Raw genomic sequence first — 23,013 nt, 5'->3', positions numbered from 1 at the left:
GTACGCTGCCAACCTAGACCACGCCGACGAAATCGCTCGCAGTGAGGGCCACGTGCCCGACCAGATCAATTTGGAAATCGGCGCCATTACCGTTGTTTACATTACCCTCCACATACGTGTGATCGACCCCGCCGACATTGACGAAGTGGTACTTCAATTGCGCCTGGTTGTTGAACTCGTTGCCAGCGCCGTTCCACTCGCCGAGGAAGGTGAAGTCCTGATTACCGGCGGAACCTGCGCCGGAGGTCCGGGCATCGATCAGGGTGAGATCGATATGGTCGGTTCCGTGCGAGAAGTCCGTGATCACGTCACGGCTTGCGGCCGACGTTCCCGAGTCATTGATCGAGCTGAACACAAACATGTCCGCCCCTGCACCGCCGGTCAACGTATCGCGGTTGCCATTACCCGCCAGCGTGTCGGCGCCACCGCCGCCACTCAAGGTGTCGATACCGCCCTGCCCGGTCAGGGCGTTATTGGCGTTGTCACCGGTCAGGGTGTTAGTGCCGCTGCTGCCGATGACATTTTCGACGCTGATCAAGGTGTCACTACCGGTTTGCGAGCTGCTGGCCGAGTTGGTGGACAGGTTGACCGTGGCGTTGGCCGATGTGCCTGACAAGTCATAGGTATCGGTGTCGCCACCGCCGTCGTAGCTGTCATTGCCATCATTGACCGATGCCCGGAAGGTGTCATTGCCCAGGCCACCGAACAGGCTGTCCAGGCCTTGTCCACCCACCAGGGTGTCGTCACCGCTGCCACCGTCCATCCAGTCATTACCGCCCTGGCCTTGCAACAGGTTGCTGACGCCATCGCCCTGGATGTGATCGTCGCCCGAACTGCCGGTGACGTTCTCGATGCCGGTCAGCGAGTCGTTGCCGGTCTGGGTGCTGGTTGACGTGCCGGCGATCAAATCGACCGTGGCTGGCGCCGATGTGGCCGACAAATCGTAGGTGTCGGTGCCCGAGCCACCGTCATAGTGGTCGTTGCCGTCGTTCAGCGAGGCCAGCAGCGTGTCGTTGCCTGCCTCACCAAAGACCGAGTCGTTGCCGGCCAGCCCACTGAGTTGGTTGTTACCGCTGTTGCCATGGATCACGTTGTCCAGCGCGTTGCCGGTGCCGTTGATGTTGTTCGAGCCTAGCAAGGTCAGGTTTTCGACATTGGCGCCCAGGGTATAGCTGACCGAGGACATGACCGTGTCGGTGCCTTCGTTGAGGTTTTCCTGAACCACATCGCCATTGGCATCGACCATGTAGATGTCATTGCCAGCGTTGCCGCGCATCGTATCGTTACCGGCGCCACCGTCCAGCAAGTCGGAACCCAGCCCGCCGTTGAGGACATCATTGCCCGAGTAGCCCATCAGGATGTCCTGATAGTTGGTGCCATTGAGCGTATCACCGAAGAAGAATGAGTTAGTGCCTTCGATGAAGCGCCCTACCGCTTCCGAAGGGTCTGACGTCAGTTGTTCCACGGTGCCGTTGTTGTCGGTGTACGTGGTGACAACCCGCAGCTGCTGGCCGAACTGCGCCGAAGTCGGTGCAAAGGTCGACGCATTCGCCCCGGCGATACTCAACCAGGTCGCGCCCACCAGTGCCTGCCACTGATAGGAGAACCCGCTCGGTCCAGGCAAGCCATCGGCATCCTGGATGGCCGAGGTGTTGGCGGTCAGCCGGTATGGGGCCGGCACCGGACGACTTGGGGTGGTCGGTGCGGTGGCATAACCCGACAGCGTCACGTTGCCGCTCGGCAGGTGATTGGTGATGCTCAGGTTGATCGTGCGGTCGGCGAAGCGCAGTTTTTCAACGCCGATGACAATATCGGTGCCATCGACGTTCGCAGCACCCACCCGCAGGTCCACCACTTTGAACGCCGTGATCAGCTCGCCGCCCGGCCGGGTGTCGGTGAACTTGGTGATGCTGTAATTGGCATAGTTACCCGAGTAGATGGCTGTGTCCGCCGCGCCATCAGCGGTGCCGGCGGCCTGATGGTTATCGCCCAGGACGAAGTCGGGGCGGGTCGATTGCAGACCGGTGAAGTGCTCGGCAAACCCTTGACTGGCGAGCAAGTGATTGAGATCGGCCAGTTTGATCGAATCCCCGACGATCACGTCATTGCCGCCGTTGCCTTGGGACACATCGTCCCCACTGCCGCCAATCAGCCAGTTCTCCGTGGCATTGCCGATCAGGCCCGCCAGCGGATTGGCCGGCGTGACCGTGTTCGCACGGGCATCGCTGAAGCGTGAACCGATCAAGCCTTCAATGTCCGCCAGCAAGGCGTTGAACGGCTGGAACAGCACTGCGGTGCCCGGTGCCGCGACGATATTCTGATTGTTGAGGTCTGCTGCCGCGTCCAGCGCGATGTTCACATCGCTGAAGGCAGCAATATCGAAGCCCACGTCGCCAAGGGCTTCATCACCATCGCCCTGACCCGGAGCGCCCCCCAGGCCCGGCAACAGAATGTCGTCGCCGACACCGCCAAACTCCTGGTCGCCGGTGGAGCCACCGGAAATGATGTCGTCGCCGTCCTCACCGAACAGGATGTCCGGGCCGTCGCCGCCGTAAATCTCATCATTACCGTCACCGCCATGCACCAGGTCGGTGTCGCCACCGGCATCGATGTAGTCATTGCCGGCGCCACCGTACAACTCATCGATCCCGGCTTCACCGTAGAGGTGATCGTTGCCGTTACCGCCAATCACCACATCGAGGGCGCCGGCGCTGGTCCCGGCATAGATGGTGTCGTCCCCTTCCCCGCCATCGAGGAAGTCTTCGATATCCCCGCCATAGATCACGTCGTTGCCGTCGCCACCGTAGATATGGTCGGCACCGGCCTTGCCGTCCAGGATGTCGTCGCCGCCTTCGCCGTAGATCGTATCGTCACCGTCACCGGCGTCGAGCCAGTCGTTGTAGTCGGTGCCGACCAGCACTTCGTGGGAGTTGTAACCCACCGCCGCCGTGCCATCCGGGTTCGTGCCCTGGTCCGGACGGTAGTCCCGAATGTAGGTTTGCGCGGTATGCGTTTCCGGGCTGGTCAGGCTGACCAGCAGGCCGTTACCACCGATCCCGCCCGAGCCACCGGTTGAGTAGACGCCCACATGGTTGGCCGCGATCAGCGTCCCGTACTTGTGCTCGCTCTTGTAGGCCGTGGCACTCGCGCCGGAATCGGTGTAGCTCAGTTCCACGTAGCTGTCGGCATAGCCGAAGACATCACCGGCCAGGTGCCGGGCGTCGGTGGTGCGTTCGATGATGTCTTTGAATTGCTCGGTGACCACCTGTTCGTTGAGGTTGGTCATCGCCGGCAGGCCAAGATCGAGGCGGTACAGGTAATAGAAACGGTCACCGTCCATCAGCCGCTCCATCTGATCCTCGAAGATGGCGTTGAAGGTGGTGCCCAGTTGCCCGGTGTAAACGTGCTTTTCGGCGAGGCCACCGATCCACAGGTCAATCGCGTTATAGCCGTCATAGCCCGCCACATGATTGCCGTTGGCGTCTGCCGCGCCGGAAAGGAAATACGCCGCCTGCTCGGCCGTGACACTGCCACCGGCATAGCTGACGGTAAGACCCGAGACGTCTGCATCGATAATCGCCTGAGCATGAGCCACGTCACCGTCGAAAGAATAAGCGGCGATGAAGTTCACCAGGGACTCGGGGTGAATCATGTTGTTGGCGAAATCACTCCAGCTGGTATAGGGCGTCAGGCCGTCGACGATCAGGTTGGTGTGGTGCTGCGCGCCGGCCGGTGAGGCCCGTTCGGCAATCAGCGCATCGTGAATCTGCTGACGCGCCTGGTTCAGGGTCGGCAGGCCGAGGTCGCGACCACGGGCCAGGTTGATCGTCGCCAGGTCCAGTGGCTGGCCCAGCAAGCCTTGTTGCAACGCCGGGGTGACGAACTCGTCTATTTCGTTGCTGATCTGCCGGGTCATGCCCAAGGCAATCGCCGTTGGCCCTATGTCGGCGAAACCACCGGGGTTGAGGAACGCCTGCTCCAACGCATAGTGCGTAATCGCGCCCGTCAGGTCGTAACCGCCGCTAGCATTTTTCTCCAGAGCGTCGATGGTTTCGCGCAATTGCGAGTGGCCGAAACGGAACGCCGCCTGGCCGTACTCCAGCGAGATGTTGGTGTTGATGCTCGAGTCGTAGGTCACGAACTCCGGCAAGTCAGGGGTGATCAGCCGCGCGTACTGGTCGATCGCGACGTGCTGGTATTCCATCTCCACGGTCAGCTTGGCGGCATAGAACAACTTGTCCTGATCCCAGGACACGGTGACGCCATCGGCCAGGGTGAAGTTGCCATTGGCATCGGTGTAAAAACCGCCGCTGCCGTTACTGATATGTACCTGCCAGTTATGCCGCACATTGACGTCGGTCTGCCCCAGCACCTCGTTCTGCAGGTTGATCAGCTGCACGTTGTGGTCTTCGTGGAAGACGTGGTGAATGGCGGTCAGGCCGAAGTTTTCGTTCACCCGACCATCACCGGCAATGTAGTGGTCGCCCACCGATTGCAGCAGTAACTCGTTGGCCACCGCAAAATCGGCACTGCCGGGGGCGGCGCTGATGGAGAAGTCGGCAAAGTTGACGAAGCTGAACAGGTTCTTCGGCCCCGAGTTGTCGTAGTTGATGACCATTCCATACGGGTTGTTCGCATCGAAGGTGATGCTCATGATGTGGGCATCCAGCGACATCAGCTTCGCCTGATCGATATGCACATCGTCGAAGTGCGGGTTCATGTCCAGCAGGATCGCTTCGCGGGTATACACCGCCTGCACGCCGGCGGTGGTAGGGTCGGCGTCCAGCACATGGCCGTGGGCGTCGCGCACGCGGAAGTTGGCGATGTCGTCCCAGGTCAGGTCGTCACGACCGGTGGCCAGCACGTGGGCGCGCAGTTCGCTCAGGGTTGGCAGGGTCTGGTGGGTCAGCACCCCGTTGAGGGTCCAGGCCGCTTCATCACTCAAGGTCGTGCCGTCGAACAGCGCCGCCCCGGCGATGAATTGGCCAGGGTGATTGGGGTCCGCCACCCACTGGCGCAGCAACTGGGTCACGGCCTCGTTGGAACCGTAAGTCTGGTTCTGATCGATGTACGGCGAGTCGAGGTTGACGTATTGCGCCTGGCCTTGCCCGTCCACTTCGCTGACAGAGGCGCGGTGTACTTTGATCGAGTAAACCGGTTGTCCGTCCGGGCCTATGGAGCCATAAAGCGGATCATCCGGCGCCAGGGGAATGGTGATCGTCGCGTTCTGGTTGGGCTTGTTGATGAAGTCCAGGCCGTGGTCGAAGAACTGCCCGAACAAGGTGAACCAGCCGGTGGTCGACGGGTCGCCGCTGACGGTGTTCTGGTTGCGGATGTAGTACTGGCCCGAGTCCGGCGAGGTGGTATCGACTTCACCGATGGTGCCGAGGATGCCCGGATCCGTCACGATGGCCACGCCGTTTGCCGTGTGCTGGATATGCCCATTGGCATCGGTGGCAAAGGTCACCCCGCCGCTGACGATGGTCTGGCTGATCATCCGTGGCGTGTAGTCCACCAGCGAAGCTGTCGGATCGCTATACAGTGAACTACTGTCAGTCATGGGCGTGGCACCGACGGGAACGCCCGGCCCTGCCAATGCGGCGTTATCCAGGTTCTGATGAACGTAGTGCGTGTAGTCGGAGTGGGTCAGGCGAATGAAGTTCTGCCCGAAACTGCCCCAGGCCTGACCGTCCTGGGTCAGGTTGTTGAAGTGCCCGGACACATCGCGCAAGCCGATCGGGTCCCGTGCGCCGTTGTACCAGCGGGTTTCGCCGGCCGGGATATCCAGAGGGTTGAAGCTGCCGAGAATCCCGAGCACATGGACGTTGCCATCCGACCCGCTGTAGCCGTACAGCGGTTCACCGGCGGCGTTGTAACCCACGACATGAATGGTTGGAAATGTAACCTGCTGCTCAAGAAACGAAATATCGTTTTGATTGAGGGTGAAGCGCTTTAGCTCATACATGGCAATCTCCAGATATCCGTTGAGTTGCAGGGTTTTCCAACCGACTTATCACGATGATCAGGGAACCGGACCGATGGCAAAAGATGCAAAAGTCGAATCAAAAAACGAGACTTTTGTCGGTGACCAGACTGAGACTTTGGTCGAGCCTCCCCCGCCTCGAGAGCGTGGCAAGCGGGCAATCTGGCGCACCCGCTTCAAGGCCCGGACACGCAACCTGAGCCGCTCCACACAGTTCGTGATTGCCGCGGCATTGATCCTGGGACTGACGATGTTTTTCGTCGGCAACCTGGTGAGTGCACGAATCGAACGGGCCGCCGTGCAAAGCGCCGCCGAAGCCGGCGCCCATTACATGGAAGCGTTTCTGGAACCCTACGTACAGGAGATGAGTCGCGATAACGGCTTGTCGCCCACCAGCGTCGAATCCCTGGACCGCCTGATGGAAAGCCGTTCACTGAAACGGCACATCGTCTCGATCAAGATCTGGCGCGCGGACGGCACCGTGGTTTACAGCACCGACAAATCCATCACCAATCGCAAATTCCCGATGGATGAAATCGCCGAGGCGCTCAAGGGCAATGTGGTCACCGACCTTGAGGACCTGGATCAGGAAGAGAACGAGTTCGAGCGAAAGCTCAACGTACCGCTCTATGAAATCTATGCGCCGCTGCGGGAGTTCAACACCGGAAAAATCATCGCGGTGGGCGAGTTCTATGAAATGGCGACCAGCCTGGAGCAGGAAATCAATCGTATTCGTCAGCAAGTGTGGATGGTTGTCGGTGCCGCGACGCTGGCGATGCTGACGTTGCTGTTCTTCCTGGTGCGACGCGGTGACCAGATCATCCAGCGCCAGCAAGTCGCATTGCGGTTGCGGCTCCTGGAGCAAACACGCTTGCACATCAGCAATGCTGCACTACAGCGCAAGATGACCACCGCGACTCAGGAGTTCTCACGCATCAACGAACTGACCTTGCGCCGCATCGGCGCGGACTTGCATGACGGCCCGGCACAGCTGATGACGCTGATCCTCATCCGGCTCGATGACCTGGCTGAAAACTGCACCGACATCGATCAGGAATCCCTGGAAACCATCCGCGGCGCTGCCACCGATGCATTGCGTGAGGTGCGTGATCTGTCGCGGGGGCTGGCACTTCCCGAAATCAACGACCTGAGCCTGCCGGAGGAGTTGCAACTGGTGGCGCAGCGCCACGAGCAACGCACCGGCACCAAGGTCAAATTGTCGCTGGGGCCGCTGCCTGAGGTGACGTCATTGCCACTCAAGCTCTGTCTTTACCGGTTTGTCCAGGAAGCCCTCAACAATGCGTACCGCCATGCCCAGGGCAGAGGCCAGGCCATCAATGCCGATTACATTGACGGGCTGTTGTACATCAGTGTCAGGGACAGTGGACCGGGCATGGCAGCTGACGCCATGGTGGTCGAGACCGCCGGCAGGACCCGGCTCGGGCTGGCGGGTTTGCGCTATCGCGTGGAATCGTTGGGCGGGTTGTTCAGCATCGAGTCGTCCAGCGCCGGCACATCAGTGAACGCACAATTCAACCTCTAGTCACGAACCACCCCGGGCATCTACATGAATACCCACCCCGATGTGCAGGCGGCCGACGGCCTCACGCTCCCAATAACGCCGAAGGGCCGTCACCGCCTCGACCCGGTTGCGTGCGTGCAACTTCTGCATCACGCAGGTCATGTAGTACTTGACGGTTTTTTCGCTGATCAACAGTTTTGAGGCCACTTCTTTATTGGTCAGGCCCTTTGAGACCTCACGAATAATCTGCTCCTCCCGATGGGTGAGGTCGATCTTGCGGACTTCAGCCTCATGCTTTTTGAAATTGCTCAGCAGCTTATTGGCAAATTCGGGGGTGATATACGTTTCGCCCCTCGCGATCGACCGGATCGCCAGCACCAGATCCGGCCCGCTGACGCCTTTCAACACATAACCGCGCGCGCCCGCTTCGAGCGCCGAATAGGCGTCATCTTCAGACTCCGACACCGTCAGCATCAGCACCTTTACGTCAGGCAACTGGGTGGAGATAAATCGCACCACGGCGAATACGTCGCCCGGCATATTGACGTCCATCAGCATCACATCCGGTCGCATTCGTATCGCAATGGCCTGGGCTTCATCCGCGCTGCCACCCTGCTCCACGATTTGCAAATCCGCTCTCTTCCTCAGCGTATTGGCCACGCCTTCACGCAATAAAGGATGATCATCGGCGATGCCGATCCGGATGAAAGGGTTCATGACGCGCTCCTGAAAGGGTCAAGTATTCGAACACCATTGATTAATAGCAGCTAACCCGGGCGGATGCCGGTTACTGGTCGCAAGTACCGCAGGCTTTGAGGACGATAATTAGACTTAGGTCGCACGAAATTCGACCGACAAAAAGCCATCCTCATCACAAGCCTCTGAAAAAGAATGACCCAACCCGTTGTTTTTCAACACTGTCAAAAGCGTCAATAAAATATTGACGCGTAAAAACCGGATCGGGGCATCATCCGACCAACAGTCGTTCCCCTACGCTGAGGTACATGAATCCACGGCACGGGAACCTCCCGATGGACAAGAAAAACCCGCAGCGTTCCGAATTTGCCGAGGTGTTTTTTCGGCTGCGTCATACGTTCTATTCACTGGCCGGTTTCAGTGGCGTGATCAACGTGCTGATGCTGGCGCCGGCCATCTACATGCTGCAGGTGTATGACCGGGCGCTGGTCAGCAGCAACCTCACCACGCTGCTGATGCTGACCCTGCTGATGATCGGTCTGTACACCTTGCTGGCCATGCTGGAAGTGGTGCGCACTCGCGTAATGATCCGGGTCGGCAACCGACTGGACATGGCCCTGAACCGGCGTGTCTTTACCGCCGCTTTCGAGCGCAACCTGCAGCGTGCTGGCGGCAACCCGGCGCAAGCCCTGCAAGACCTCGCGCAAGTACGCCAGTTTCTTACCGGCAACGGCCTGTTTGCGTTCTTCGATGCGCCGTGGACGCCCATTTACCTATTCGTCGCCTACTTGATCCACCCCTTGCTCGGGATCGTCACCCTGTGCGGCTCGCTGATTCTGGTATCCCTGACCTGGCTCACTGAAATCGCCACCAAAAAGCCGTTGAACGAAGCGAATCTAGCGTCACAAATCTCGGGCACTTTTGCCAACAACAATCTGCGCAACGCCGAAGTCATCGAGGCCATGGGCATGCTGCCGGCTATCACTCAACGCTGGTTCGGCAGCCACCTGCGGATTCTCGAAATGCAAACCCTGGCATCCGATCGGGCCGCCTACATCAGTGGACTGGGGCGTTTTGTGCGGATCGCCCTGCAATCGCTGATCCTCGGCACCGGCGCCCTGCTGGCCATCGAAGGCTCGATCACCCCCGGCATGATGATCGCATGCTCGATCCTTAGTGGCCGCGCCCTGGCCCCCGTCGAACAACTGATCGGCGCCTGGAAGCAACTGCTGACCAGCCGTCGCGCCTGGGCACGGCTCAAGCAGCTGCTGCAGGAATTTCCGCCCCGGGCCGATGCGATGAAGCTGCAGCGTCCATTGGGCATGCTCTCGGTTGAACACCTGCACGCCGGGGCGCCGGGCATGAGCCAATCAATCCTTCGCGGGCCGCACTTCAACCTGTCACCGGGTGAATCACTGGGCATCATTGGCCCGTCCGCGTCGGGCAAATCAACCCTGGCACGGCTGCTGGTGGGCATCTGGCCGGCGCAAAGCGGCAAAGTGCGGCTCGACGGTGTGGACGTCTACCTGTGGAACAAGGAAGAGCTCGGCCCCTGGGTCGGTTACCTGCCCCAGGACGTGGAATTGTTCGAAGGCACCATCGCCGACAACATTGCCCGCTTCGGTGAGGTCGACAGTGACGCGGTGATCGTGGCGGCCAGACGGGCCGGTGTGCACGACATGATCCTGCGCTTTGCCCACGGTTACGACACCACCCTGGACGTCGACGGCAACCCGCTGTCCGGCGGTCAGCGCCAGCGTATCGGCCTTGCCCGTGCGTTGTACGGCGAGCCGTCAATCATCGTGCTGGATGAGCCGAACGCCAACCTCGACGACGCCGGGGAAAAAGCCCTGATCGAAGTGCTCGAAGACCTCAAGTCGCGGGGGTGCACCACGGTGCTGATCAGCCACCGTCCGAGCATCCTCGGCACTGTCGACAAAGTCCTGATGCTGCGCGAAGGCAGCACGCAATTGTTCGGCCCCCGGGACGAAGTGTTCGCGGCGTTGCGCCAGACCAGCGTGCTGCCGACGGTGGGCGCTCCGACCCTGTCAGCCGTTCGGGGGAGAGAATAAATGAGCGCCTTGAGTCTTGATCCGCGAGGCCAGGAATTGGTGCGCGCGGCAGCCAATATCGATGTCGACGACCATCGCCCGGCACGTTGGGGCGTGCTGCTGGTGATCCTCGGCTTTGGTGGGTTTCTGCTTTGGTCATGGCTGGCACCGCTGGACGCCGGCATCGTCGCCACCGCCACGGTCAAGGTCACCAGCAACCGCAAAACCATCCAGCACCTCACGGGCGGCAGTGTCGAAACGATTCTGGTACGCGAAGGCGACAGCGTCAGCAAGGATCAGGAACTGGTGCGGCTCGACGCCACCCAGGCACTCTCTGAACAAGGGGTGGTGAACGCGCAATACATCGCCACCAAAGCCATGGAAAACCGCCTGGAAGCCGAACGCGATGGCGCCGCCGATGTGGTTTTCGACCCTGCCATGTTGCAACGCTATGCCGGCAACGATCACCTGAACGACGCCATCAACCTGCAACGTCATCTGTTTGCCACACGCCGCACCAGCCTTGAGGGCGAGATCGGCATCTTGCGCGAGTCGCTCAACTCCGCCGAGGCGCAGATCAAGGGTTTGCAGCACATCTACAGTGCCCGTTCGGCGCAGATAGGGTTTCTCAATCAGGAGCTGGTCGGGGTCCGCCAACTCGCCGCCGAAGGCTACGTACCCCGCAACCGCATGCTGGAGCTCGAACGCACCGGTTCGGACTTGAACGCCTCGCAGGCCGATAACCTCAACAACATTGCAAGGGCCCGGGGCCAAGTCGCCGACATCAAGCTGCGCATCCTGCAGCGCGAGTACGACTACCGCAAGGAAGTGCAGTCCCTGCTGGCCGATGTGCAGAAGGAAAACAGCGCCCTCACCGACCGGTTGCAGGCCCTGGATTATCAGGTCCGGCACACGGTGATCCGCTCGCCCATCGACGGCATGGTCCAGGGCCTGAACGTGTCGACCATCGGCGGCGTGATCGCGCCCGGTTTCAAGATCATGGAAATCGTCCCGGCCCACGAACCGTTGCAGATCGACGCGATGGTGCCGGTGCAGGCCATCGACCGAATGGCGTCAGGCCTGCCGGTGACCATCTCGTTCCCCGCGTTCAATCACGTGCAGACACCGAACATTCCGGGCCAGGTGCTGACCATTTCCGCCGATCGCCTGGTCAGCGACGACAACAAACAACCCTACTATTTGGCGCAGATCGAAGTGACGCCCGCCGGCATGGCCCTGCTTGGCAGCAACCACATCCGCGCAGGCATGCCCGCGTCAGTCACCATCAAGACCGGTGAACGCAACATGCTCAGCTACCTGTTGAAGCCGCTGCTGGACCGCGTCAACAGTGCGTTCAAGGAGCAATGACGTGAGCAGCCGCGGTCGGTTCATCGGTTTCGTCGCCCTGTTGGGCCTGGCTCAGTCGGTGGCGGCGCTGGACCTTCGCGAGTCCTGGAACCTGATGCAGTTCCAGGGCCCGACCTACCTTTCCGCCGGTCACGAACGCGATGCCGCGCTGGAAAACCGCACCATCGGTCAATCCGGGCTGCTGCCGAAAATCGGCATCACTGCCTTCGACAACCACATAAACGGCACACAAAAGCAGCCGGATTTTTTCGGCAATAGCCAGACCAATGACCTGAACTACAACTCCCGGGGCGCCACCCTGCAACTGCGCCAACCGCTCTTCAACAAGCAGAAAATGGCCGAGTATCGCCAAGGCGAATATCAGGCCGAGTACGGTGTGGCGGTGTTCGACGGCAAGGCGCAGGATGCGGCCGTCAAGCTGGCCGGGCGCTACTTTGACGTGTTGCTGGCCCACGAGACCGTGGAACTGGCGATGGCCAAACTCAAATCATTCAATGAACAAGTGGCTTCGACCCAACGGCGCAAGGACCTCGGCGACGGCACCATCACAGACGTCGACGAAGCGGTGGCCCGTCGTGACCTGGCCCAGGCCGAGCTGATCGAAGCCGAAGACAGCGTCACCGTGGCACGGCGCCTGTTGCAGGAATACCTCGGGCAGACACCCGATGAAATCGCCACCCTGCAAGACTCCTTCCCCACGCCGCCGCTGCAACCGGACAATCTGCAGGAATGGATTATTCGCGCGGGAACCGACAGCCCCTCGATCCGGGCCCGCCGCTTGAACGTCAACACCGCCGACGAAGAAGTGGCCAAGGCCAAGGCCGGTCACTGGCCGACCCTGGATCTGGTGCTGGGCTACACCGCCGCCGACAGTGAAACCCTGTCCACGCAAAACCAGCGCAACCGCTACAGCTCGGCCGGCGTGGAGCTGAATATTCCGCTGTACAGCGGCGGCTACGTCAGCGCACGCGCCCGGCAAAGCGTCGCCACCCGGGATCAGGCCGAAGAAGACCTGAATGCTACTCGCGAAGAAATTATTTCCGGCACCACCCGGGAGTTTCGCGGCGTGCAGAGCGGCGAAGCGCGCATCCGTGCCTTGGAAAAAGCGGTCAAATCCAGCGAGCGTTCACTGGACTCCTCGAAAAAGGGTTTCCTGGCCGGGTCCAGCACCAACGTCGACATCCTCAACGCCCAGGAACAGATCTACACCGCCCGGCGTGACCTGTTCGAAGCGAAGTTGCGTTACCTGCTGGCCAAGCTGCGGCTGGCGGCCGATGTTGGCGCATTGGGGGATGACGACATCGCCAGCGCCAATGCCTACCTGGGGCCGAAGTTGGCGTTTTGAACCGCTGCACCAAACGCTTGAGCAACATCAACAAATAGGTGATCCGCCTGGGGTATCTTGGCGTGACTTTGCGCCCTGAGGATTCGCCATGCCTTCTACCCCCACCGAAGTGGACGTCGCAATTATCGGCGGTGGCCAGTCCGCACTCGCCGTGGCTTACTTTCTGCGTCGAACAGGGCGTTCGTTTGTGATTATTGATGCCGAAGCCGGACCGGGCGGCGCCTGGCGGCACGGCTGGCATTCCCTGCGACTGTTCTCACCCTCGACCTGGAGCTCCATCGCCGGCTGGATGATGCCGCCGGTCACGGACGGCTACCCAAGCCGCGACAACGTACTCGATTACCTGCACCAGTATGAGCAACGCTACCAATTCCCTACCGCGCGGCCCTATTGGGTGAACGCGATTGAACGCCGGGACAATCGCCTGCACCTCAAAAGCGATAGCCGGAGCTGGCTGGCCCGCACGGTGGTCAGCGCGACGGGCACCTGGCGCCATCCCTTCCTGCCGCACTACCCCGGCATTGAAACCTTCACCGGCCAGCAAGTGCATTCCGCCCACTACGTCGACGCCAAGCCGTTTGCCGGAAAAAAGGTCCTGGTGGTGGGCGGTGGCAACTCCGGTGCACAAATCCTCGCTGAAGTCTCGCAAGTGGCTGACACCACCTGGGTCACCCCACAGCCGCCACAATTTCTCGCCGATGACGTCGATGGCCGAGTGCTGTTCGAACGCGCCACCGAACGCTGGAAAGCCCAACTCGCCGGCACCGTCATTGAACAACCGGTCGGTGGCTTGGGCGATATCGTGATGGTGCCGCCCGTCATCGAAGCCCGGGAGCGCGGCGTATTGCACGCGGTTCGGCCCTTCCTGCGCTTTACCGAAACCGGCGTGGCGTGGGCCGATGGCTCGCAAACGCCGGTCGACGCGGTGATCTGGTGCACCGGGTTCCGCCCGGCCCTTGGCTATCTGCAATCACTGGGCGTGTGCTCCGCCGATGGGCGCGTGGCCGTCGAAGGCACGCACTCCATTCAAGAGCCGCGCTTGTGGCTGGTGGGCTATGGCGACTGGACCGGCGCCGCTTCCGCAACACTGATCGGCGTCACGCGCACGGCACGCAGCACCGTGGAAGAAATCGATCGATTTTTAACGGAACACTGAATGTAAGGGTCATCACCGCGGTGGGGGCGATTCATCGCCCCAAGGTCTTTCGTAAAAAACTCGCCGACGCCGGCATAACTGTTTCCCCCGTATCTGACTTAAATCAAAGACGGGTAGCCCGTTCACGCCGACATTTAGAGCCAGCATTCGCACCAGCGCATTCGCGGTGAGTGCAGAGAACTCTCGTCTCGTCTCGTGGAGGCTGACATGGCTACCCAACTGCAAGGCACTCAACCGATTATCCCGCCGACGGTCCCCCATCCGCTGGCGGGCAGCTTGCGAAAGGTCGAGCCCAAGCGACTGTCCCTGAGTTTGCTGATCGCCCTAGTGGTCGGTTCGATGATCGGCAGCGGTATTTTCAGCCTGCCGCAGAACATGGCGGCCAGTGCCGGAGCCGGGGCGATTCTGATTGGCTGGTTGATTACCGGGGTCGGCATGCTGTCCCTGGCCCTGGTCTACCAGTCCTTATCCAACCGCCAGCCGGCCCTGGACAACGGCGTGTTTGCCTATGCCCGGGCTTTGGGCGGCGAATTCCTCGGCTTCAATTCCGCCTGGGGCTATTGGATCAGCGCCTGGATCGGCAACGTCAGTTACCTGGTGATTCTGTTCGCGGCGCTGAGTTACTTCTTCCCGCTGTTTGGTGAAGGCAATAACAAAGCGGCCATTGCCGGGGCGTCTGTGGTGCTGTGGTCGTTGCACTGGATGATCCTCAGGGGCATGCGCACCGCGGCGCGGGCCAACGCGTTGACGACGATCGCCAAGATTGTGCCGTTGCTGCTGTTTATCGGCCTGGTGATCGCAGCCTTTCAGAAAGAAACCTTCACGGTCGACTTCTGGGGTTCGTCGGCACTGGGCAGCACGCTTGATCAAGTCAAAAGCACCATGCTGGTCACCGTGTGGGTGTTCATCGGGATCGAGGGCGCCAACGTGTTTTCCGCCCGCGCCGCAGAACGGGCCAACGTCGGTCGCGCCACGGTCATCGGTTTTGTCATCACCCTGTTGCTGCTGATCGCGGTGTCCCTGTTGTCACTGGGCATTCTCAGACAACCGGAACTTGCCGCGCTGAAAAACCCGTCGATGGCCGGCGTGCTTCAGGCGGCGGCCGGGCCTTGGGGCGCAGTGCTGATCAGCATCGGTTTGATCATTTCGGTGGGCGGCGCCCTGCTCGCCTGGACGCTGCTGGCAGCGGAATCGGTGTTCACACCGGCCAAGGAAAACGTCATGCCGGGGACACTCGCCGTGGAAAACACCCAAGGCGTGCCGGCCCATGCGCTGTGGATCACCAACGGCTGCATTCAACTGTTCCTGTTGCTGACACTGTACTCGAGCGCCAGCTACCTCGCGCTGATTTCCCTGGCCACGTCGATGATTCTGCTGCCGTACCTGTTCAGCGGTCTGTACGCGCTGAAATTGACCTGGCAGGGCCAGACCTACGCCGGTCACAGGGGCCTGCAACTGCGCGACATGGCCATCGCCCTGGTCGCCACGCTGTATTGCGTATGGCTGCTGTATGCCGCCGGGCCTAAATACATGCTGCTCAGCGCTTTGCTTTACGCCCCCGGCTCGTTGATTTACCTGGTCACGATGAAGTCTCGCCAGGGCCAACCGCTCAGTGGTCCTGAAACTGGACTGTTGATCATCATCTGGACGGCGGCTGCCTTTGCAGGGTGGATGCTGTGGTCCGGGACGCTGGCCTTGTAAGGGCGAGTGAACATCGGGCAGCCCGCCCCCTGGCCTTGAAACCGGCCAGGGGGCTTTTTTATCAGAACGATGAGCTTGAAGACGGATCGATGAGCGTGAGGTCGACGCTGTCACGGTACTCCGGCACCGACACCGACCAGCCCAACTCCAGGCTGATGCGCCGACGCAAGACATCCGAGGCATTGGGCTCGCCGTGCACCACATAGGTGTGTTTCGGCGGCCGCTTGAACCCGCGCAGCCACTCAATGATCTCGTCGGCGTCAGCGTGCGCGGACAGGGTTTCCATCGGCACCACCTCGGCCCGGATCGGCACGTCCTTGCCGTGGATACGCACCGAAGGCGCACCGGCGATGATTTGTGCACCGCGGGTGCCGCCGGCCTGGAAGCCCGGGATCAGCAGGGTATTCAGCGGATTCGGCGCCAGTGCCTTGAGGTGGTGCAGCACCCGCCCTCCGGTTGCCATGCCGCTGGCGGCGAGAATTACCGCAGGGGTGCGCATCTGATCCAACTCGATCGAGTCGCGGGTCGCGCGGACAAAATGCGTGCCTTGGCACATGCCTTCGCATTCCTCCAGCGACAACCTGTGCTCACTGCGAAAACGCTGATACAAGCGCGTGACATCCGTCGCCATGGGGCTGTTGAGGTAGATCGGCAAGTCTGGGATCGCATGCTGCTGTTTGAGTCGATACAAGTGATACATCAACAACTGCGCTCGCCCGACCGCAAACGAGGGCACCAGGGTGATGCCATGGCGCAGCGCGGTGCGGGTGATGACCTCGGCCAGTTGTTTCTGCGGCGACTCTTCAGGGTGCCGACGGTCACCGTAGGTCGACTCTATGAGCAGGTAATCGGTCTGTTCGATGGTTTCCGGGGCGAACATCAACGGATCGTTCGGCCGCCCCAGGTCCCCGGAACACACCAGCGTGATGCCATCGGCGACGATTTCAACGGTCGCGGCGCCCAGGATATGCCCGGCCCCGCGCAACAGAATACTGAGCCCCGGAACAATCGTGACCCGGTGGTGCAACTCCACCGGATGCAACAGCTTCAGTGCGCGTTCGGCGTCCTGCTCGGTGTAAAGCGGCAACGCCGGGGCGTGTTTGGAAAAGCCGTGTCGATTGGCGAATTCGGCCTCTTCTTCCTGCAAGCGACCACTGTCTCGCAGCAAGATTTTGACCAATTCACAGGTGGCGGGCGTGGCATACACCGGACCGCGATAACCATTGCGCGCCAGCACCGGCAAGTAGCCGCTGTGATCCAGATGGGCATGGGTCAGCACGATGGCCTGGAGGTCGCGAACCGGCAGCTGGAAAGGGTCCCAGTTGTGCAAGCGCAGTTGCTTGTAGCCCTGGAACAATCCGCAATCGATCAGCACATGTTGATCGCGATGCTCCAGCAAGTACTTGCTGCCCGTGACGGTGCCCGCAGCACCAAGAAATGTCATTCGCATGGCCGGCTCCTTGAACATTCATGGAAGCGCTATTGATCGCTCCTTTCGGCTCAAGGGCAGTTGATTTTTATCAACTGTGGCGCAACGGGTGGCCGTTCAGTCGAGCCAGGGGCGTGGCTTGACGAACATCAAACTGCACGGTGCGTGGTTCAAGACGCTCTCGGCGGTACTGCCGATGAACCGGTCGATCCCATGGCTATAAGCCGTCCCCAGCACCACCATGTCGAATGCGTGCCGCTTGGCGACCAGACCGATGACTTTGTGTGGAATGCCGGTCAGCAGGTGTCGGCGTTGTTTGTCGATGCCGTAGCGTTCGGCAAGTGCCTCGAAGGCCTCTTCCTGGGCATCGTTGACCGCGTCTCTCAGGCTGTCATCCAGACTCAGGGTCGGCACACTCATCGTTGCGTCGCCCACCACCGACCAGTTGCTGACGTTAAGCAGGTGCAAGGCACCGCCACAGGAGACCGTCAGTGTCGAGGCCAGGTCGAGAATCCGGTCGTTGAGCCCCTGGGTCAGATCCTCCAGATGGGACAGATCGATGACCGCGAGAATGTTCACCGGCTTGGGATTCCTGGCTTCTGTGACCAGATGCAAATGGGCCGGGCAGTCGCGCAGCAACAGCCAGTCCAGTGGCCGATGGAACGCTCGGTCGAGTGCCGGTACGTGGTGAGTGTCCTTGATCACCAGATCCGCATGGAAATCGTTGACGTATTCAAGCAGGTGCGCCCGGCTGGATTTGGCCCAGACCACTTCAGTGGTCACCTGAAACCCGCTGCCTCGATGAAACCGGGCTTGCTGTTCCAGCCACTGACGATGCACCTGCAAGTAGCCCTCCCGTGCCTGGGCCATCGCGTCGTGATCAAACAGCCCGGCCACCGCCAGCGCCTGCACATAGTCGAAGGCGACGATGTGCAACAACGCACCCGTTGCACTGGCCAACGCATGTGCGCGGTCGAACGCCGGAGTCCGGATCATTTCGCTGGGTGCAATCAATAAGATACGTTTGAGTTTCAGCATCACCTACCTCGTCCTGGAAGCGATTTATTGCCTTACCGCAAACCCGACTCCTGTCAGCGTTTGTGCAGCTCTTCAGGCTGATGGCGGCTGCAAAGCTGTTGTGTGAGTATCAGGCGTTATCCAGCGAGGGCTCTGATCTTTGTCAACTAATGGGAGTCTTTCGGCGGGCGTCCCCATCGACCTGCGGCTCACAGAAGCATTGTTGATTTAACTCAATGATTTTTCGTCGCCCAGGCGTAGAAAACACTGACCCGCTAATGACGAAGGCTCGCCATGTTGACCGTCACGCTGATCAATACACTGGTGGTGATCATCGTCGTGGTCATCCACTACGAATGCCTGTTACGGCTCAACGATTGGCTGCCCCGCCTCAAACTCTGGAGCCGCTTCAGGATCGTCGTCGGGGTATTCGGGGCCCTGTTTGCCCACGCATTGGAAGTCTGGTGCTTCGCGTTGGTCTATTACCTAATGGTGCGCTCCGGCGAATGGGGCACCTTGACGGGTAACTTCGATGGTTCGTTCATGGACTGCGTGTACTTTTCCTTCACCACCTACACGACCATCGGCTTCGGCGATATTTCACCGGTAGGCAACCTCAAATACCTGACCGGCCTGCAAGCGTTGACCGGTCTGGTGCTGATTACCTGGACGGCGTCCTTCCTGTTTCTTGAAATGCAGAAGTACTGGAAGCGCAAATAACCGTGCCAGTTTTCGAGTTCAGGCTCATGCACCGGGGCGGTCCCGGGTATCGGCTTCGGAAGCGGTTTCGCGCTGCCAGGCCCGTTGCAACAGATCGATGACCTCTTGATCCGACGTCTGAGAAAAATCCAGGTACCAATAGCCAATCGACATGAGCCATTCGGGGATGATCGGGCAGATCAGCTCATCCACTTCGCGGCGCAACGCCTCGACGGTTTCGAGCGGTGCGACGGGCACCGCGACCACAATCCGCGACGGCGCCTGTGCACGCGCCGCATGGATTGCCGCCTGCATCGAAGCGCCGGTCGCCAGGCCGTCGTCGATCAGGATCACCACCCGATCCTTGAGTTGCACCGGCGCGCGCGTTCCCCGGTAAACCTGCTCGCGACGCAACAACTCGCGGGTTTCCCGGGCGACCACGACATCGAATGCCGCCTTGTCGATGGGGTGAGCCCGTAGCGCGTGTTCATTGAGAATCTGAATACCGCCGCTGGCAATGGCGCCCATGGCGTACTCTGGGTGTGACGGCACGCCCAGCTTGCGGACCAGCATCAGGTCCAGGCGCACCCCAAGGGCGGTCGCCACCTCATAGGCCACCGGAACCCCGCCACGGGGCAACGCGAGAATGATCACATCGGGGCGGTGAGCGTATTGCAGCAACGGTTCCACCAGGCGTCGACCGGCGGCGGGCCGGTCCTGCAAAGTGGTGGGCAACGAGAGATTCTGACTCATCGGAAAACCTCCTCAGGCGATCAGGCCTGTCGGCTCGCCTCTCAACTGCGCACCGTCGATTGTCGTGCTGACGACGGTGCGCATCAACCTGGTCTCGATACCGTCTAGACCGCCAGCACGTTGCACGGCACCTGATACAAAATATGCTCGGTGGTGCTGCCCAGAAGCTTGTCGACGCCGGAGGACTGGACCTTGCCCATCACGATCACATCCACCTCGTGTTCGTGGGCAAATTCACTCAATGCCTGGACCGGATGGCCGGACACCCTGTGGCAACGATCCGCCGGCACACCGTATTGGCCGGCGAGTTTCTCGAAGGCTTGCTGCAGGTCCTTGCGCAGCGCTTTGGTCAAGTCCGCCAGGGTCAATCCATCCATGTCCGCCAGAAAAGCCGCCGAAATGTCACAGGCGTACAGCAAATGCAATTCGGCATCGCACTGGATGGCGAGGCTGGTGGCCTGACTGATGATTCGGTCGTTCAGTGTGTTGTCGGGGGACTCGGTGTCGAACACTTCCACCGCGGCCACGATCTTGCGCGGCCAGCCGTCGCCATCCCCCCCGCCCACCAGATAGACCGGCATCGGACAGTGGCGCAGCAAGTACCAATCCAGTGGCGTGAAAAAGACGCGTTTGAGCGCTGATTCGTGCTGCACCTGCTTGATCAACAGATCGGGCTGCATTTCCGTGACGTGATCGAGGATGTCTTGCTCCATATCCTCGGCCCAGGCCACCTCCGTGGTCACATCGATGCCCTCGCCGCGCAGCGTCTCGGCCTGCGCCTGGAGCCAGTCGCGATGGTCCTGGAAGTAGCGCTGACGAGCCATTTCCCGATCTCCTTCCTCCAGCAGCGACAACAATTTGAACGAAGGAATGAAGGCGGCGATATGCAGGCTCGCGCCGCTGGCCTTGGCCAATGCCGCCGCATGTTTGATCGCTGCGGAATGGCGCAGGGCCGGGTTGATGATGAGTAACAAGCGTTGATACTGGCTCATGATGTGACTCCCGTCAGGTGGACATTCGACACGCACCCCGGCGCGGCAAGACTCAGGGATTTGCCGGCGTCCATTGCCAGTTCAGCACCTCGGGCAGGTCTTGCCCGTGCTCGATGAGGTAGAGCTTGTGCCGCTCCATCGTCGACCAGTAGCGCGACCGCGCGGTTTGCAGCTGATCGCGCAGCCGCGGCACCCGCTCGACAACGTCCAGCGCCAATTGATATCGATCCAGATTGTTGATCACCGCCATATCGAACGGGGTGGTGGTCGCCCCCTCCTCCTTGAAGCCACGGACGTGGAAATTGTCATGATTGGTGCGTTTGTAGAGCAGACGGTGGATCAGCGCCGGGTAACCGTGGAAGGCGAAAATCACCGGTTTGTCGACGGTGAACAGCGCATCAAACGCCGAGTCCGACAACCCATGGGGATGCTGGAAGGACGGCTGCAATACCATCAGGTCGACCACATTGACCACCCTCACCCGCAAGTCCGGCACGTACTCGCGCAACAGGGTCACGGCGGCCAGGGTTTCCAGGGTCGGCACGTCACCGGCGCAGGCCATGACCACGTCCGGGTCGTCATCGTTCTGGCTGGCCCACCCCCAGCGACCAATGCCGGCCTGGCAATGGCAAATGGCGGCATCGATGTCCAGCCACTGCCATTCCGGTTGTTTGCCGGCGACGATGACGTTGATGTAATTGCAGCTCTTGAGGCAATGGTCAGCCACCGACAACAGGCAATTGGCGTCGGGCGGCAGGTAGATGCGCACCACGTCCGATTTTTTGTTCGCCACCAGGTCGATGAAGCCCGGATCCTGGTGGGAGAAGCCGTTATGGTCCTGGCGCCAGACATGGGAAGTGAGCAAATAATTGAGCGAGGCAATGGGTTTGCGCCATGGCACTTCGCTGGCAGTTTTCAGCCATTTGGCGTGCTGGTTGACCATCGAATCGACGATATGGATGAACGCCTCGTAACAGGACAGCAGACCATGACGCCCGGTCAGCAAATAGCCTTCGAGCCAGCCCTCGCACACCTGTTCGCTGAGGATTTCCATGACCCGGCCATCGGCGGCCAAATGGTTGTCGTCCGCCTCCAGTGGCGCCATCCACGTCTTGGCGCTGACCTCGTAGACCGCGTCCAGCCGGTTCGAGGCGGTTTCATCCGGGCCGAACAAGCGAAAGTTGCTCGAGGCCAGGTTGTTTTTCATCACATCGCGCAAAAACGTGCCCATGACTCGCGTGGCCTCGGCGCGCAAGCTGCCAGGAGCTTCGAGTTTCACCGCGTAATCGGCAAATCGCGGCAGGTTCAGCGGCCGCAACAACGCCCCGCCGTTGGCGTGGGGGTTGGCACTCATGCGCCGATGCCCGGTCGGTGCCAGCGCAGCGATGTCAGGCAGCAACGCGCCATCGGCATCAAATAGCTCATCGGGACGGTAACTGTTGAGCCATTCCTCCAGTTGCCGCAGATGAGTCGGTTGCTGGAAATCGGCCAAGGGCACCTGATGCGCACGCCAGGTGCCTTCGACACGATGGCCATCGACGAACTTCGGCCCGGTCCAGCCTTTGGGCGTACGCAACACCAACATCGGCCAAAGCGGCCGCTCTGGCGCCCCGGATGGTCGAGGCTGGCGCGCTTCGCGCTGGATCTCGCGGATTTTCAGCACCATCGTCTCCAGCGTCCGGGCCAGGGCCTGATGGACCTGCGCCGGCTCATCGCCTTCAACGAAATACGGGGCGTAGCCATAGCCATACATCAGGGCCGACAGCTCATCCTCGCTGATGCGGGCCAGCACTGTCGGGTTCGCAATTTTGTAACCATTGAGGTGCAGGATCGGCAATACCGCACCGTCACGCGCCGGGTTGAGAAACTTGTTGGAGTGCCAGCTCGCCGCCAGCGTGCCGGTTTCGGCTTCACCGTCGCCAATCACGCAGGCGACGATCAAATCGGGATTATCGAACGCCGCGCCATAGGCGTGGGCCAGGCTGTAACCGAGTTCACCGCCTTCATGGATCGAACCGGGAATCTGCGCCGACACATGGCTGGAGATTCCGTAAGGCCAGGAAAACTGCCGGAACAGGCGAACCAGGCCGTTGGTATTGCGCTCCACCGAGGGATAACACTCGGTATAGGTGCCTTCCAGGTAAGTCTGAGCCACCACGGCGGGGCCGCCATGGCCAGGGCCGGCCACGAACAGCATGTTCAAGTCGTACTGATTGATCAGCCGGTTGAGGTGCGTATAGATCAGGTTCAGCCCCGGCGTTGTGCCCCAGTGACCGAGCAAGCGTGGCTTGATGTGCGCCA

14 protein-coding genes are annotated in these 23,013 nt (G+C 60.7%); 7 read left to right on the top strand and 7 right to left on the bottom strand.

Annotated features, from left to right (window positions below; translation table 11 throughout):
* Nucleotides 1-13: 13 nt before the first annotated feature.
* Nucleotides 14-5,965, bottom strand: a complete 5,952-nt coding sequence (locus K0F88_RS23110) for a peroxidase family protein (RefSeq protein WP_219096650.1) — start codon at nucleotides 5,963-5,965, stop codon at nucleotides 14-16.
* Nucleotides 5,966-6,038: 73 nt separating this feature from the next.
* On the opposite strand from K0F88_RS23110, the gene K0F88_RS23105 reads away from it, so the two are divergent.
* Nucleotides 6,039-7,526, top strand: a complete 1,488-nt coding sequence (locus K0F88_RS23105; RefSeq protein WP_094467856.1) for a sensor histidine kinase — start codon at nucleotides 6,039-6,041, stop codon at nucleotides 7,524-7,526.
* On the opposite strand, the gene K0F88_RS23100 is transcribed toward K0F88_RS23105, so the two are convergent.
* Nucleotides 7,527-8,222, bottom strand: a complete 696-nt coding sequence (locus K0F88_RS23100; RefSeq protein ID WP_094467857.1) for a response regulator transcription factor — start codon at nucleotides 8,220-8,222, stop codon at nucleotides 7,527-7,529. It lies immediately after the preceding gene.
* Between the two features lie 314 nt (nucleotides 8,223-8,536).
* Between K0F88_RS23100 and K0F88_RS23095 the strand changes: the two genes are divergently transcribed.
* The 5 genes from K0F88_RS23095 (at nucleotide 8,537) to arcD (ending at nucleotide 15,822) form a co-directional block, all read left to right on the top strand.
* Nucleotides 8,537-10,273, top strand: a complete 1,737-nt coding sequence (locus K0F88_RS23095) for a type I secretion system permease/ATPase (protein ID WP_219096649.1) — start codon at nucleotides 8,537-8,539, stop codon at nucleotides 10,271-10,273.
* Nucleotides 10,274-11,620 (top strand): HlyD family type I secretion periplasmic adaptor subunit, encoded by a 1,347-nt coding sequence (locus K0F88_RS23090; protein ID WP_094467859.1) that lies wholly within the window; start codon nucleotides 10,274-10,276, stop codon nucleotides 11,618-11,620.
* A gap of 1 nt (nucleotide 11,621) precedes the next feature.
* Nucleotides 11,622-12,965 (top strand): TolC family outer membrane protein, encoded by a 1,344-nt coding sequence (locus K0F88_RS23085; RefSeq protein ID WP_257605332.1) that lies wholly within the window; start codon nucleotides 11,622-11,624, stop codon nucleotides 12,963-12,965.
* A gap of 88 nt (nucleotides 12,966-13,053) precedes the next feature.
* Entirely contained in the window at nucleotides 13,054-14,121 is a 1,068-nt protein-coding gene (locus K0F88_RS23080) for an ArsO family NAD(P)H-dependent flavin-containing monooxygenase (RefSeq protein ID WP_094467861.1), read from the top strand.
* Between the two features lie 207 nt (nucleotides 14,122-14,328).
* Nucleotides 14,329-15,822 (top strand): arginine-ornithine antiporter, encoded by a 1,494-nt coding sequence (gene arcD / locus K0F88_RS23075; protein ID WP_094467862.1) that lies wholly within the window; start codon nucleotides 14,329-14,331, stop codon nucleotides 15,820-15,822.
* A 61-nt stretch (nucleotides 15,823-15,883) separates the two neighbouring features.
* Here arcD and K0F88_RS23070 read toward each other — a convergent pair whose 3' ends face one another.
* A complete protein-coding gene (locus K0F88_RS23070) occupies nucleotides 15,884-17,272 on the bottom strand; it encodes an MBL fold metallo-hydrolase RNA specificity domain-containing protein (RefSeq protein ID WP_255141753.1) in 1,389 nt (462 codons plus the stop codon).
* Nucleotides 17,273-17,368: 96 nt separating this feature from the next.
* Nucleotides 17,369-18,289 (bottom strand): universal stress protein, encoded by a 921-nt coding sequence (locus tag K0F88_RS23065; RefSeq protein ID WP_094467865.1) that lies wholly within the window; start codon nucleotides 18,287-18,289, stop codon nucleotides 17,369-17,371.
* A 273-nt stretch (nucleotides 18,290-18,562) separates the two neighbouring features.
* Between K0F88_RS23065 and K0F88_RS23060 the strand changes: the two genes are divergently transcribed.
* On the top strand, nucleotides 18,563-18,988 hold the full coding sequence (locus K0F88_RS23060) for a potassium channel family protein (protein ID WP_094467867.1): 426 nt from the start codon (nucleotides 18,563-18,565) through the stop codon (nucleotides 18,986-18,988).
* 24 nt (nucleotides 18,989-19,012) lie between these two features.
* On the opposite strand, the gene K0F88_RS23055 is transcribed toward K0F88_RS23060, so the two are convergent.
* From K0F88_RS23055 to K0F88_RS23045, 3 genes are all read right to left on the bottom strand, one after another.
* Nucleotides 19,013-19,720 carry a phosphoribosyltransferase gene (locus tag K0F88_RS23055; RefSeq protein ID WP_094467341.1) on the bottom strand — a complete coding sequence of 236 codons (708 nt, stop codon included), beginning with the start codon at nucleotides 19,718-19,720 and terminating at the stop codon, nucleotides 19,013-19,015.
* A gap of 104 nt (nucleotides 19,721-19,824) precedes the next feature.
* Nucleotides 19,825-20,712 (bottom strand): universal stress protein, encoded by an 888-nt coding sequence (locus K0F88_RS23050; protein ID WP_094467868.1) that lies wholly within the window; start codon nucleotides 20,710-20,712, stop codon nucleotides 19,825-19,827.
* 52 nt (nucleotides 20,713-20,764) lie between these two features.
* The coding region (locus tag K0F88_RS23045) for a phosphoketolase (RefSeq protein ID WP_257605331.1) at nucleotides 20,765-23,013 on the bottom strand (2,249 nt) is incomplete at its 5' end.

The organism is Pseudomonas sp. UMAB-40, from assembly GCF_900095275.1.
GTDB lineage: Bacteria > Pseudomonadota > Gammaproteobacteria > Pseudomonadales > Pseudomonadaceae > Aquipseudomonas > Aquipseudomonas mandelii_B.
The sequence above is the reverse complement of the archived record's forward strand: the minus strand, read 5'-3'. Positions and strand labels throughout refer to the sequence as shown.

Coding starts and splice junctions, on each gene's coding strand:
- K0F88_RS23090 (WP_094467859.1), top strand. CDS start 10,274: ATGAGCGCCTTGAGTCTTGATCCGCGAGGCCAGGAATTGGTGCGCGCG.
- K0F88_RS23070 (WP_255141753.1), bottom strand. CDS start 17,272: ATGCGAATGACATTTCTTGGTGCTGCGGGCACCGTCACGGGCAGCAAG.
- K0F88_RS23055 (WP_094467341.1), bottom strand. CDS start 19,720: ATGAGTCAGAATCTCTCGTTGCCCACCACTTTGCAGGACCGGCCCGCC.
- K0F88_RS23050 (WP_094467868.1), bottom strand. CDS start 20,712: ATGAGCCAGTATCAACGCTTGTTACTCATCATCAACCCGGCCCTGCGC.
- arcD (WP_094467862.1), top strand. CDS start 14,329: ATGGCTACCCAACTGCAAGGCACTCAACCGATTATCCCGCCGACGGTC.
- K0F88_RS23080 (WP_094467861.1), top strand. CDS start 13,054: ATGCCTTCTACCCCCACCGAAGTGGACGTCGCAATTATCGGCGGTGGC.
- K0F88_RS23095 (WP_219096649.1), top strand. CDS start 8,537: ATGGACAAGAAAAACCCGCAGCGTTCCGAATTTGCCGAGGTGTTTTTT.
- K0F88_RS23065 (WP_094467865.1), bottom strand. CDS start 18,289: ATGCTGAAACTCAAACGTATCTTATTGATTGCACCCAGCGAAATGATC.
- K0F88_RS23105 (WP_094467856.1), top strand. CDS start 6,039: ATGGCAAAAGATGCAAAAGTCGAATCAAAAAACGAGACTTTTGTCGGT.
- K0F88_RS23060 (WP_094467867.1), top strand. CDS start 18,563: ATGTTGACCGTCACGCTGATCAATACACTGGTGGTGATCATCGTCGTG.
- K0F88_RS23100 (WP_094467857.1), bottom strand. CDS start 8,222: ATGAACCCTTTCATCCGGATCGGCATCGCCGATGATCATCCTTTATTG.
- K0F88_RS23110 (WP_219096650.1), bottom strand. CDS start 5,965: ATGTATGAGCTAAAGCGCTTCACCCTCAATCAAAACGATATTTCGTTT.